The sequence below is a fragment of the Mycobacterium pseudoshottsii JCM 15466 genome, assembly GCF_003584745.1.
Classification (GTDB): domain Bacteria; phylum Actinomycetota; class Actinomycetes; order Mycobacteriales; family Mycobacteriaceae; genus Mycobacterium; species Mycobacterium marinum.
In genome coordinates, this window is sequence record NZ_AP018410.1 from 1,446,900 (window position 1) to 1,460,909 (window position 14,010).

Here is a 14,010-nt window from a genome sequence, read left to right on the forward strand (position 1 = left end):
GGTTTGCCAGTCGTGGCCGTACGCCCGGCCTGCGGTGCGCGCCACGCCCGGTGCGCGGGCGGCTTTCGCTGGGCCGATTTGGTTCTCCGAACGGTCTATCCACCCGTCGGATCATCCCCTAACGTCTTAGCTGTGCTCGACCACTCGATTTCCGCAGTGTTGCGGGAACGTGCCAGTCTGCGGCCCAGCGAGACCGCATTCACCTTCATCGATTACGAACGGGACTGGGCGGGGATTGCGGAAACTCTGACGTGGTCACAACTGCATCGGCGGACGTGCAACGTCGCGCGGGAGCTCAAAGCCTGCGGGGCGACCGGGGACCGCGCCGTGGTGCTGGCGCCGCAGGGACTTGACTACATCGTTGCGTTTCTCGGCGCACTGCAGGCCGGTCAGATCGCGGTTCCGCTCTCGGCTCCGCTGGGCGGGGCCAGCGACGAGCGCGTTGGTTCGGTGTTGCGCGACGCGTTGCCCTCGGCCATTCTCACCACGTCCCCGATCGCCGGCGACGTCGCCGAGTGCATCACGTTGACGCCGGGGGAGCGCGCGCCCTCAGTCATCGAGGTTGACCTGCTGGACCCCGACTCCGGGCAAGGACCCGCCGCCGAGTCCGACAGCGGGTCAGACATTGCGTATCTGCAGTACACCTCCGGGTCGACCCGGACGCCGGCGGGCGTCGTGGTCTCGCACAGAAACCTTCTGGCCAATGTCGAACAGGGCATGTCCGCCTATTTCGGCGACCACGGGCGCGCTGCCCCGCCCGACACGACCGCGGTGTCGTGGCTGCCGTTTTTTCACGACATGGGCTTGATGTTCGGAATCATCATGCCGCTGCTGGAGGGATTCCACAGCGTGCTCACCAGCCCGATATCGTTCTTGCAGCGCCCGGCCCGGTGGATGCAGTTGCTGGCCAGCAACTGTCAGGTGTTTTCGGCAGCACCGAACATCGCTTTCGAATTGGCGGCACGAAAGACATCAGACGACGACCTGGCCGGGCTTGACCTCGGCGGCGTGCGCAACATTCTCAGTGGTGCCGAGCGGGTACAACCCGCGACGCTGGCGCGCTTCGCGCAGCGGTTCGCCCGCTTCCACCTTCATCCCAGGGCACTACGGCCGTCATACGGGCTCGCGGAAGCCACCGTGTTCGTGGCAACCCGCGAATGGGGCCAACCGCCGGTGACCGTTTACTTCGACTCCGACGAACTGACCGCCGGCCACGCGAAGCGGTGCGCAACCGGGACCGGTACGGCGCTGATCAGTTACGGCGCAGCGCAATCGCCGACGGTACGCATCGTCGACCCGCAGACCGCCACCGAGTGTCCGGCCGGCGTGGTCGGCGAGATCTGGGTGCACGGCGACAACGTCGCGGCCGGCTACTGGCACCGGCCCCAAGAGACCGAACGCACCTTCGGCGCAACGCTTGTCGGCCCGTCGCCGGGCACACCACCGGGACCTTGGCTGAGAATCGGAGATTTGGGCGCCTTCTCCGAAGGAGAGCTGTTCATCATCGGCCGCATCAAGGATCTGCTGATCATCTACGGGCGCAACCACTCACCCGACGACATCGAGGCGACGATCCAGGAGGTCACTCGGGGCCGCTGCGTGGCGATAGCGGTTCCCGATGACGGCGGCGTCGAGAAGCTGGTTGTCATTGTCGAATTCAAGACGCGGGAGACGTCGCACGAGGCCACGATGCACCGAATGGGCGTCGTCCGCCGTGACGTCATCGCCGCGATATCGAAGACACACGGTCTCAATGTGGCGGATCTCGTTCTGGTGCCGCCCGGTTCGATTCCCCTGACCACAAGCGGCAAGGTCAGACGACGGGAGTGCCTGCAGCGGTATCTGCACGACGAGTTCACCCGCTTGGACGGGCAGCTCCGCGAACCCGGGCCGCGGGTGGCCGATGCCGCGGCTGCGGATGCGGACGCCGGGGCCGACTCAGGGTTGGTGCAACGGCTGCGGCTGCTGCGCCACCAGCAACATGACCTGCTGGTGGGGGTGGTGTGCGCGCAGGCGGCGACGGTTTTGGACTATCCCAGCCCCAACGACATCGACCCCGAGTGGGCGTTCCAGGACCTGGGATTCGATTCGGTGAAAGCCACCGAATTGCTTGACCGTCTGCAAACGGTCACCGAGCTGACATTGCCGCCAACCCTGGCTTTCGACTACCCCACGCCGGTCGCCTTGGCCACCCACCTGGGCCAGCTGTTGAGCGGATCGGTTGCGGTGGCCGCGCCGGTGCAGCCTCGGGTGAGCACCGATGAGCCGGTGGCCGTGGTGGGGATGGCGTGTCGGTTCCCGGGCGGCGTGGATTCGGCTGCGGCGCTATGGGATCTGGTCGCCGGCGGCACCGAGGCGGTGGGGGAGTTTCCGGCGGACCGGGGCTGGAACCTGGCGGAGTTGTTTGATCCCGATCCGGATGTGGTGGGCAAGACCTACGCCCGCGCTGGATCGTTTGTGGCCGACGTCGCCGGATTTGACGCCGAATTCTTCGGTATCTCGGCGCGGGAAGCCCAAACCATGGATCCCCAGCAGCGGTTGCTGCTGGAAGTGTGTTGGGAAGCGTTGGAAACCGCCCAGATTGATCCGGCCGCGTTGCTGCGCTCGAAGACCGGGGTGTTCGTCGGAGCGTGGTCACAGCAATACGGGAGGGATACGGCTTGACCGGTCTGTCCACCAGCGTGGCTTCCGGTCGTGTCGCCTATGCGCTGGGTTTGCAGGGGCCCGCCATCACCATCGACACGGCGTGCTCTTCGTCGCTGGTGGCCGCGCATTTGGCGTGTCAGTCCTTGCACACCGGAGAGTCGACTCTTGCCCTCGCCGGGGGCGTCACCGTGATGACCACGCCGGCGGTGTTCACCGAGTTCGCCCGGCAGCGCGGGCTGGCCGCAGATGGGCGCTGCAAAGCGTTTTCCGCCGCCGCCGATGGCACCGGCTGGGGCGAAGGGGCCGCGGTGCTGGTGCTGGAACGGCTCAGCGATGCAAATCGCAACGGCCACCCGGTGTTGGCGGTCATCGCGGGATCGGCGATCAACCAAGATGGCGCCTCAAACGGTTTGACCGCCCCCAGCGGGCCCGCTCAACAACGGGTCATCACCCAGGCCGTCGCCAACGCGGGTGTCGGGCTCGATGAGGTTGATGCCGTGGAGGCCCACGGCACCGGCACCACGCTGGGCGACCCGATCGAGGCCGGAGCCTTGATCGCCACTTACGGCGCTGCACATCACCCAGACCATCCACTGTGGCTGGGATCGATTAAATCGAACATCGGCCACACCCAAGCCGCAGCTGGTGTCGCCGGACTGATCAAGATGATCGCGGCCCTCAACCACGACAGTCTGCCGCCGACCCTCAACGTTGATCGCCCCAGCCCGCACGTCGACTGGTCGGCCGGCACCGTCCGCGTCCTCACCGAGCCGGTGCCCTGGCCGGTCACCGATCATCCCCGTACCGCGGCGGTGTCCTCGTTTGGAATCAGCGGCACCAACGCACATCTGATCCTGCAACAGGCCCCCACCCCGTCGAGCGGATCGCCTGAGCCGGCCGGTCGGCCCCAGCACGGTGCCGAACTCGGGCTGCCCATGTGGCCCGTTTCGGCGCGAACCCCGGCAGGGTTGGCTGCCCAAGCCGAACGGCTGCACCAACACCTGCTCCGCCATCGGGACCTCGATCTCACCGACGTGGGCTACAGCCTGGGCTGCACCCGCACCCATCACCCGCACCGGGCTGTCGTGACGGTGCCGGCCGCGAGCCCCGATCCCCGGGCTGAGCTGTTGGCGGCACTGCAGGCGTTGGCCGCCGGCGACCCGCACCCTCAACTCGTCCAACACCACCTACGGTCGACATCGGCGGGAAAGACCGTATTCGTCTTCCCCGGCCAGGGCGGCCAATACCCGGGCATGGCCGCCGAGCTATACCGCCGTCACCAGGTGTTCTCCCGTGCGCTTGACGAGTGTGATCAGGCTTTGTTCGGCTGGACAGGCTGGTCGGTAGGTGCCGTGGTGCGCGGTGAGCCCAGCGCCATGGCGCTGGAGCGGGTCGATGTGGTCCAACCGGTGTTGTTCGCGGTCATGGTGTCTTTGGCCCGCACCCTGATCAGCTACGGGATCGAACCGGACGCGGTGATCGGACATTCCCAGGGCGAGATTGCCGCGGCCTATGTCGCCGGGGTGTTCACCCTCGAGCAGGCCGCCAAAATCGTGGCACTGCGCAGTGCCGCCCTCGCGGATCTGTCCGGGACCGGGGGGATGGCGTCGGTGTTGCTCGGCGCTGACGAAGTGGCGGCGCGGCTGCGGCCTTACGGTGACGCGCTGACGGTCGCTGCGGTCAACGGCCCCACCCACACCATCATCAGCGGTGATCCCCCCGCGATTGAGGCGTTCGTCGCCGCCGGTGAGGTCGATGGCATCCAGATCCGTTCCATCACCGTCGATTACGCCTCACACTGCGGACAGGTCGAGCCGGCGCGCGAGCGCCTACTCGGCGAGTTGGCCGGGTTGACCCCGGCGCCGGGACGGATTGCCTTGTATTCCACCGTGCATGGCGTCACGTCGGACCAGCCGTTGGACACCACCACGATGACCGCCGACTACTGGTACGCCAACCTGCGACAACCGGTCCGCTTCTACGACAGCATCAAAGTTCTGCTGGCCGCTGCCGAGCAGGTGTTTGTGGAAATATCCCCGCACCCGGTGCTGGCCCCGGCCATCACCGACACCTTGGCCGCCAGCAACGGGCGACGCCCCGGCTCGGTGGTGATTCCGACCCTGCATCGCGAGCGACCCGACCTGGACGCCCTGACTACGACGCTGGCGCGGTTGCAGGTTCATGGTCGTAGCCCGGCCTGGCCGGTGGTGTATCCGCACGCCCGCCCGGTGCCGCTGCCGACGTATCCGTTCCAGCACCATCGGTATTGGCTCACAACGGGACCGGGCAATGACGCGGCTGGTCTTGGTCTGGATCGCATCGGGCATCCATTGTTGGGGGCGATCACCGCGTTGGCGGACCGAGACGAGGTGATCGCCACTGGCCGGTTGGCTCTTGGTGTGCAGGGCTGGCTTGGCGCTCACCGGGTGGGCGATGTGGTGGTGCTGCCGGGCACCGCCTTCGTCGACATGGCGTTGGCGGTCGGGGATTACGTGGGGTGCCCGGCCGTTGCCGAACTGGTGTTGCACGCCCCCCTGGTGCTTGCCGAAGACACGCCGACCGATATCCAGATCGGCGTGGCCGGCGCCGATGGGGGTGCACGGCGCGCGTTCAACGTCCATGCCCGCACCGGTACCGGCCACCGCGGCGAGACGGGGTGGGTGTTACATGCCAGCGGAATCCTGGCCGCCGAACCAGCCGCTGCCGGCCAACCTCCCATGGCGGCCTTGCCGGTGACGGAATTCGATGTCGCGGACTTCTACCAGCGGCTGGCCGACCGCGGTCTGCACTATGGCCCTCCGTTCTGCTCGGTGCTCGGGATCGGCCACGAGCCGGCCGACCCCGACCACATCTACGCCGAGGTGGCCCTGCCCGCCGGAACCGACATCACCGGCTACGGAATCCACCCGGCTCTGCTGGACGCCGCGCTGCATCCGATGGCCGCCGCCCTGGGCGCCGGGGCGGACTCGGAGTCGGCGGCGGTCCGGCTTCCGTTCGTCTTGAGCGGGGTCACCCTGCATGCGACCGCGGCCACCCGGCTGCAGGTGTGGCTGACCCGCAGCAGTGCCGACACCTTCACCCTGTACGCCAGCGATCCCGCCGGCGCGCCGGTGATCAGCATCGACACGGTTGTTGTGCGGGCCCTACCCGACCTGGCGACTCTCACCCCACCCACGACGGCGACGTCATCCGGGCGGGGCTTGTGGGAGCTGGCCTGGCCACCGCTGTCCTCGGCCGGCGCGCCCGGTGCCGCCGCCGTGGCCGAGCCGCCGGCGTGGGTGGTGGTTGCCGAAGATCCCGATGCCGTCTCGGCTGGTCTGCGCAACGGCGTCAGGAGCCCCGATTTGGATGCCGTGCGGCCATGTCCCCCGGTGGTGATTTGGTCCTTGTCCCCGCCGGATCTTCGCGGCGATGACGATGCCGTCATGTCGAGCATGCATTCGCTGACCCGACACGCGTTGGCCGCGGTTGCGGCCTGGTTGGCCCGCCCCGACACGGCCGAGACGGTGCTGGTGGTTCTGACCTGTCGCGCGGTGGCGATCAACGCCTCTGAGCGGGCGCCGAATCCGGCTCAGGCAGCGGTGTGGGCGCTGCTGCACAGCGCCCAAAGCGGGCACCCGGGCCGGATCCGGTTGGTCGACACCGACCACGCCGCCAGCAGTACCGACACGCTGCTACAACTGCTGGGCAGCTGCACGGGTACGGGCGGTGAACCCCAGCTGGCCCTGCGCGCCGGTGTCGCTCACATGCCCCGGCTGGCCCCGGCCCGGGCGTTGACCCCACCCCCACCCCGCACTGGCGGCTAATCGCCAGCGGTAGCGGGGATTTGGCCGACCTGACCCTGGCCCCCACCCCCGCACCAGCAGAACTGGGGCCCGGCCAGATCCGAGTGCAGATCCGCGCTGCGGGCTTGAACTCCGATGATGTGGCGGTCGCGTCAGCCGCGACCAGCCACCGCGACGCTGGTGGTGAGGGCCAACAAGACCACCAAGGGCTTGGGGTGGAAGCTGCCGGGATCGTCATCGACACCGCCGGCGATGTCGACGACTTCGCGCCGGGGGATGCGGTGATGGGGATCTTCCCCAATAACGCATTCGCCCCCACCGCGGCCACCGATCACCGCGCTGTGGTGGCGATCCCGCCGGGCTGGTCCTGCCCCCAAGCGGCCTCGGTCCCGGTCGCGTTTGTGACCGCATACAGCGCTCTGATCGATATCGCGGCGCTCCGCGCCGGACAGCGGGTGCTCATCCACTCCGGCGCCGGTGCGGTTGGCCGGGCCGCGATCCGCATTGCGCAGCACCTGGGTGCCGAGGTGTTCGCGACCGCCGATCCCGCCGAGCAGCACATCCTGCGCGGGTTGGGCATTCCCGAGGATCACATCGCTTCCTCCCGCGCCCGGGACTTCGGCGACACCTTGGCCGCGGCCACCGGCGGGCGCGGGATGGACGTGGTCTTGAACGATCTGCGCGGCGATCTTGTCGATGCGTCGCTGCGGCTACTGGCCGCGCCCGGGTGCTTTGTCGAGATCGCCAGACGCGACATCCGGGAAGCCACCGACGTCGCACAAACCCATCCCGGCCTGAGATACGTCGTCTACGACATCAGCACGGCCACGCCCGAACGGCTGCAACGCACCTGGGCCGCGGTGAGCGAGCTGATCAATGCCGCGGTCATCGAGCCCCCGCCCGTGACGGCCTACGGGCTGCTGCGCGCTCGCCAAGCGTTTCGGGATATCAGCGAGGCCCGGCCTACCGGGAAAATCGTGCTCATCGCCCCTGCGGCACTCGACCCGGCGGGCACCGTGTTGATCACCGGGGGCACCGGCATGCTCGGCGGCCTGTTCGCCGAACACCTGCTCACTCACTACGGTGTGCGCCGGCTGCTGTTGACGTCCCGACGCGGCCCCAGCGGCGTCGGGGCGGCCGAGCTTGCGGAGCGCCTGAATGGGTTGGGTGCCCAGGTCACCATCAGCGCCTGCGACTGTGCCGACCCCGCCCAGTTGGCGGCCCTGATCGACTCGATTCCCACCGAGCACCCGCTGACCGCGGTCATCCATGCTGCCGGAGTGCTCGACGACGCGGTGACGAGCCAACTCACCGCACAGCAGCTCGACACCGTGCTGGCCGCCAAAGCCGATAGCGCCTGGCACCTACACCAGTTAACCGCCAACACCGAGCTGGCCGCGTTCGTGTTGTTCTCCTCTGCCGCCGGGGTCCTGGGGGCCCCGGGACAGGCCAACTACGTCGCGGCCAACGCCGTCCTGGACGCCCTGGCCCGCGAGCGCGGGCCAGGAGCCACCAGTCTGGCCTGGGGGTATTGGCAGCCCTCCTCGGGGATGACCGGCCACCTCGATGCCCGCGATCAAGCCCGCCTGACCCGCAGCGGCATGGTCCCGATCACCACCAGCGCGGGTCTGGCTCTCTTCGACGCTGCCCTTGGCGTGCAGCACCCCAATCTGATCCCGGCCCCGCTGAGCACCCGAGCGCTGGCGGCCCTGGCCCGCGAGAGCAGCCTGCCCCCGATCTTCTCGGCGCTGATCAGCACCCGGCCCCAAGCCGCCATGGCCGACTCACGCGCGCTCGGCGCCCGGCTGGCGGGACTGACCCCCGAGCAACAACACGCCATGCTGACCAAACTGGTCCTCACCGCCACCGCGGCGGTGCTGGCACACCCGGACCCGGCCGCCATGGACCCGGACCAGCCGTTCAAAGACCTCGGTATCGACTCGCTCAGCGCGCTGGAACTGCGCGGAGCCCTGTCGGCCCAATCCGGAGTGGACCTGCCGGCCACTCTCATCTTCGACCACCCCAGCCCCGCCAGCGTTGCCGTCCACCTGGCCGACCTGCTCAGCGTCGCCGCGGTGCCCGCGGCCGCGGCGGCTCAGGTCGGCAAGCGTGCCGCCGAGCCGGCCGACGATAGGCTCGCCTACCTGGATCAAGCGGCATTCCTCGGGCTGCGGGCGGGCTACGGCTCGCTGATCCAGATGATTTGGATCTACGACCGGGCCGTCGATGTCGAGGGGTTGCGGCGTTTCCACCGCAATCTCGGATGCGGGTTGTTGGGACGCCGGATCGAGCGGTCTCCGTTGCCGTTCGCGCGTGATCGCTGGGTCTCGGCTCCGGTTTCGCAGAAGATCGACTTCGCCACAACGCCACGACGGCGCGCAGATGTGGGCGCATGGGCCGATGAGCGGGCGCGCCTGCCCATCGATCCGGAGTGGGGGCCGGGCTGGCATCTTGGCGTCGTTGGACTCGATGACGGCGGCACCGCGGTGAGCCTGGTGGCTTCGCACACGATCGCCGACGCGATCGCTTTCGGCCAGGCGGTGGTCAATGCGGCCGAGGGGAGGACCCAGGATCTGGGTTATCCGGCTGCGGGGTCGCGCATCCTCCGGCGGGCGCTGCGCGAGGATCTCCGGCAAACCGTCAATGAGCTGCCCAAGATCGCGCACGCGTTCGGCGGTGTGGTTCGTCGGCTTCGCCGCGATCGCCAGGAACTGCAATCCTCGATCAAAGCGGCCCCGCCGCCGCCGCGGATGGCCGGTGGCGACCATTCCGTCGAGGTGCCTGCCGTGACCGCCTACATCGACCTGGCGGACTGGGATGCGTGCGCCAAAAGGCTTGGTGCGAAGAGTAACTCGCTTGTGGGAGGGGTTGCCTGCAGACTGGCGGCGAGGGTTGGGCGGGTTCAGGGCGACGGAACGGTCACCCTGCGCATTGTGGTGTCGCTTCGCACCCAAGACGACACCCGTGGCAACGCACTGACGGCCGTTGACGTCGCGGTCGACCCGGCACACGCGGCGACAGACCTCAGGGAGATGCACGCCAAGATCACCCGGGCAATCCTGGAAGGGATGGAGGATCTCGACAACGAGTTCTTGGCGCCGCTGCCACTGGCGGCGATAACTCCGAGGTGGGTGGCCAGGAGGCTGGTTGGGATGGCAGCGGGTGGCCCCACTCTCCCCGTCACTTGCTCCAATGTCGGTGACGTGCCTCCGGCCGCCAACCGGCCCGACGGCACCGATGCCGACTTCGCCTACATCAGACTGGTCGAGCCCGATATCGCCAAAAGCGTGCTCGAGGGCACCGGTGGACGAATGCTGCTGGCTTCGGGGCGGGGCCGCGGCAAGATGTGCATCGGAATCTCTGCGTATCTTGTCGGTCATTCCAACACCAAAGATGAGCTGCGCGAGGTCGTTTCACGTACCTTCGCCGAATTCGGTCTGAATGCGGAGATCGACTGTTAGCGGGCGGGGCCATTGCGCGGCTTGGGAACTCCGCTGACGCTAGCGCCCACGCCCCGGCAGACCGACATGCCCCGGGTTCACCTTGACGTTGGGCAGGTTGATGTTCGGCACGCTGACGTTGGGCACGACTTGTTCGACCGAGTTGAGGTTTGGCACCTTGGCGTCGATGTCCACCGACACGCCCGGGATGCCGAGGTCATCGAGGGGCAGGTCATGGATCGGGGCCGAGCTCGGTTGGATGTGCGGTGAGCTGGCGGGAAAGGCGGCCAGGGTCGCCGCCACACCAGCGGCGGCAGCCGCGAGGATGGTGCAGAGATAGATACGCCTGAGTTGCATGGCGGTTTCCTTCCGACGGGGCCGGGCTGGGGTGCCGGCTCGCGACGACGGGCGACTCGGCTTACTGGCACCGGTCCTTGAAGTCGACCACGGGCTGACGGATGCCGTCCAGGTCGGCTTTCACGTCCGGGTTGGCATTGAGGTAATTCTGCACGTTCTCACGCATTGCATCGCGTTCCTGCCCCCTGAGCCCGGTGAAGAATTCGTTGACATCGGGATGGGTGAACAGATAGGTCGAGGTCGCGGCGGCAACGCCGGCGGAGATGCCGGCCAGGTCGGCGGTCGTGCAGTTGGGTGGGGGATCGGCGACGGCGATCGCCGCGCTGCCCAGCAGCATCGCGGCGCCCAGCGCCCCGGTTGCGATCCCAACCGCGATCGTGCGGTATCCGGTAGGGGCTGCGAGCGACATGGCTGCCTCCTCGGGTTTGTCGAGCACTGCGATCAAGTTCATCGCGCAGACCAGCTGCCTGACGAGGGCCGAAAGTCCCATGCTGGTCGCGAGGCCGGCCGGAGGAGGCGGCCGGGATCTTCGTGTCGGTGCTGCCTGGCTAGGCGGCCAGGGTCGCGCTCACGCACACCGTGACGTACGGCAATGCCAGACCGGCCGAGTTGGCCAGCGCCGGATGCGTGGCCAACAGCTCACGCACCTGATCGAGGGTCTTGGTGCGGACCTCGGCCGGTGAGGTGATGCAGTAGCTGCGCGATGCGACCAAGTCGATCAACGCTTGCGGGGTCAGGTAATTGGTCCACTCCACGTGATGGCGCGCCACACCCGTGAACGGTTCGGGCAGCGTGACTTTGTCGCGCACCGGGTCGCTGTCGCGCCCGATGATCCGGCCCAACTCGCGTACCCAGCCGAGCCGCTCGTCGCGGGTGTTCCACACCAGTCCCAGCCGGCCGCCGGGCCGCAGCACCCGGGCCACCTCGGGGATCGCCCGCGCCGGATCCACCCAATGCCAGGCCTGGGCGACCAGAACGGCATCAACGCTGTTGTCTTCCAACGGTATCTCTTCGGCGGTACCCAGCAGCGCCAGCGTTCTCGGCAGCGACGCGCGCAGCACCTCGAGCATCTCGGGAATGGGGTCTACGGCGACCACATCGAGTCCGCGTTCGACCAGGCGGGTCGTCAACTTGCCGGTCCCCGCACCAAGATCGAGAACATCGCGCGCCCCTGCCGGCAGCAGCCAGTCGATCGCTTCGGGTGGATAAGACGGGCGGCCCCGCTCGTATGCGGCCGCCGCCGAACCGAACGACAGCGATGGGTCCTGGGCGGACCCGCTCACCATGGACGCGAGCTTCGGTCTTCGGCCAATCGCAGTGTCTTGTGGATCAATTCACCGACGGCCTCGGACTCCACCAGAAACCCGTCGTGGCCACGGATGGAATCGACGACCTCCAGCCCGGCGCATCCGGGCAACAGATCGGCCAGCTCCTGCTGCAACCGCAGTGGGTAGAGGCGATCGGAGGTGATGCCACCGACGACCACCGGGACCGGGCACCCCCGCAGCGCAGCGTGTATCCCGTCCCTGCCGCGGCCGACATCGTGTCTGTTGAGAGCCTCGGTCAGGATCACATAACTACCGGCATCGAAGCGGGCCAGCAGCTTGTCGCCCTGATGTTCCAGGTAGCTCTGGATCGCGTAGCGCCCGCCGTCCGCGGGATCCTCGCCGCCCTGACCGTCGTTGGCGAACCGGCTGTCGAGTTCGATCTCGCCGCGGTAGGTCAGGTGTGCGAAACGGCGGGCGACCTTCAGCCCGGCTTCGGGCTTGCAGCCGGTCTCGTGATAGTCGCCGTTTCGCCAATTCGGGTCAGCCTTGATGGCTGCGATTTGCGTTGTCTGAGTGCCGATCTGGTCAGCGGTGGCGCGCGCACCCACCGCCAGCAGCAGCGCCGAGCGCACCCGATCGGGATGGCCGACAATCCACTCCAGCGCGCGGGCGCCGCCCATGGATCCGCCGACCACGGCGGCAACCTGGGTGATGCCCAGCGCCGCCAGGGCGGCCATGTCGGCTTCCACCTGGTCGCGCACCGAGATCAAGGGAAATCTCGAGCCCCAGGGTTTTCCGTCCCGGGCAAGTGAGCTGGGGCCGGTGGAGCCGCGGCAACCACCCAGCACGTTGGTGGCTACCGCGCACCAACGGTTGGTGTCGATCGGCGCGCCCGGGCCGACGATCCCGTCCCACCAGCCCGGGGTGGAATGCCCGGGGCCGGCGGGGCCGGTGACGTGCGAATCACCGGTGAGCGCGTGCAACACCATCACCACGTTGTCGCGGGTGGGGGACAACTCGCCCCAGCGCTGCAACGCGATGCAGACGTTGTCGATGACCGCACCGCTTTCCAGGCGCAGTGACCCGATATCGACCAGGCGCACTTCGCCTTCGGCGGGCAGTGTTTGGGTGGGCACGTCGGAGATCGTCACGTCGGTGCTCCTCAGATGGCTGCTACTGCCTGTGAATCGCCGCTGAACTTGCGTGCCGCGGCGAACCCGAGCTCCAGGTCGACCAGGATGTCTTCTATACCCTCGATGCCCACTGCTAAACGCACCAGTCCCGGACTGACGCCGGTGGACAGCTGCTCGGCCGGGCTCAGCTGGGCGTGGGTGGTCGATGCCGGATGGATCACCAGCGAGCGCACATCGCCGATGTTGGCGACGTGGCTGTGCAGTTTGAGCGCATTCACGAATGCTTTACCGGCCTCGACGCCGCCGGCCAACTCGAACGACAGCACCGCCCCGGTTCCCTTGGGGGACAGCTTCTTTGCCCGCTCATGCCACGGCGAACCGGGTAGTCCGGCGTAGTTGACCGTGACGACGTCCTCGCGGTCGGCCAGGAACTCTGCGACGCGCTGCGCGTTGGAAACGTGCCGTTCGATCCGCAGGCTCAGAGTTTCCAGGCCCTGGGCCACCAGGAAGGCGTTGAACGGCGAGGCCGCCGACCCCAAGTCGCGCAGCAGCTGGACGCGTGCCTTGAGGGCATAGGCCGGCGCGCCCAACTCGGCAAACACCACGCCGTGGTAGCTGGGGTCCGGTGTGGTGAATTCGGGAAAACGGCCCTGCGTCCAGTCGAATGTGCCGCCATCGACGATCACACCCGCGATCGCGGCGCCGTGCCCGCCCAGGTACTTGGTGGCCGAGTGCACGACGATGTCGGCGCCCTGCGTGAACGGCCGAATCAGGTACGGCGTGGCGATGGTGTTGTCGACGATCAGCGGTATCCCGTTGCGGTGGGCGACTTCAGCAACCCCGGGGGTGTCGAGCAGGTCGATCTGCGGGTTGGAGATGGTCTCACCAAAAAACGCCTTGGTGTTGGGCCGCACCGCCGCCTGCCACGAGTCCAGGTTGTCGGGGTCGTCGACGAAGCTGACCTCGATCCCCAGCTTTGCTAGCGAGTAATGGAACAGGTTGTAGGTGCCGCCGTAGAGGCGGGGGCTGGACACGATGTGATCGCCCGCGCCGGCCAGGTTGAGGATGGCGAAGGTTTCCGCGGCCTGACCGGAGGACAGGAACAGCGCGGCGACCCCACCTTCGAGCGCGGCGATGCGCTGCTCGACCACATCGGTAGTGGGGTTGCCCAGCCGCGTGTAGATGTTGCCGGGAACCTCCAGGCCGAACAAAGCGGCAGCGTGCGCCGTGTTTTCGAAGGTGTACGAGGTGGTTTGGTAGATCGGCAGCGCCCGCGCGTTGGTGGCGGAATCGGGCTGCTGGCCGGCGTGGATCTGCTTGGTTTCAAATGACCAATGCGCGGTCGGATCTGCGTCAGTGCTGGTGTTTTCGGCGCTCATGA

The 14,010-nt window shown here is 67.8% G+C and carries 5 protein-coding genes and 1 pseudogene; 1 reads left to right on the forward strand and 5 read right to left on the reverse strand.

Going from position 1 to position 14,010, the window contains the following annotated elements; all coding sequences use genetic code 11:
* The first annotated feature begins 132 nt into the window (after positions 1–132).
* Positions 133–9,892, forward strand: a pseudogene (locus MPSD_RS30505) (fatty-acid--AMP ligase).
* 39 nt (positions 9,893–9,931) lie between these two features.
* Here MPSD_RS30505 and MPSD_RS06600 read toward each other — a convergent pair.
* From MPSD_RS06600 to MPSD_RS06620, 5 genes are all read right to left on the reverse strand, one after another.
* The gene (locus tag MPSD_RS06600; RefSeq protein ID WP_011739587.1) at positions 9,932–10,228 is read right to left on the reverse strand and encodes a hypothetical protein; all 297 of its coding nucleotides are present in this window, start codon (positions 10,226–10,228) and stop codon (positions 9,932–9,934) included.
* A 61-nt stretch (positions 10,229–10,289) separates the two neighbouring features.
* Entirely contained in the window at positions 10,290–10,637 is a 348-nt protein-coding gene (locus tag MPSD_RS06605) for a heme-binding protein (RefSeq protein WP_015354773.1), read from the reverse strand.
* A 139-nt stretch (positions 10,638–10,776) separates the two neighbouring features.
* Positions 10,777–11,514 carry a class I SAM-dependent methyltransferase gene (locus tag MPSD_RS06610; protein WP_011739589.1) on the reverse strand — a complete coding sequence of 246 codons (738 nt, stop codon included), beginning with the start codon at positions 11,512–11,514 and terminating at the stop codon, positions 10,777–10,779.
* The gene (gene metX / locus MPSD_RS06615) at positions 11,508–12,647 is read right to left on the reverse strand and encodes a homoserine O-acetyltransferase MetX (RefSeq protein ID WP_020788455.1); all 1,140 of its coding nucleotides are present in this window, start codon (positions 12,645–12,647) and stop codon (positions 11,508–11,510) included. The genes MPSD_RS06610 and metX overlap by 7 nt, the downstream gene beginning before the upstream one ends.
* 11 nt (positions 12,648–12,658) lie before the next feature.
* Positions 12,659–14,008, reverse strand: coding sequence for a bifunctional o-acetylhomoserine/o-acetylserine sulfhydrylase (locus MPSD_RS06620; RefSeq protein ID WP_086085627.1), 1,350 nt, complete (start codon positions 14,006–14,008; stop codon positions 12,659–12,661).
* Between the last annotated feature and the right edge of the window lie 2 nt (positions 14,009–14,010).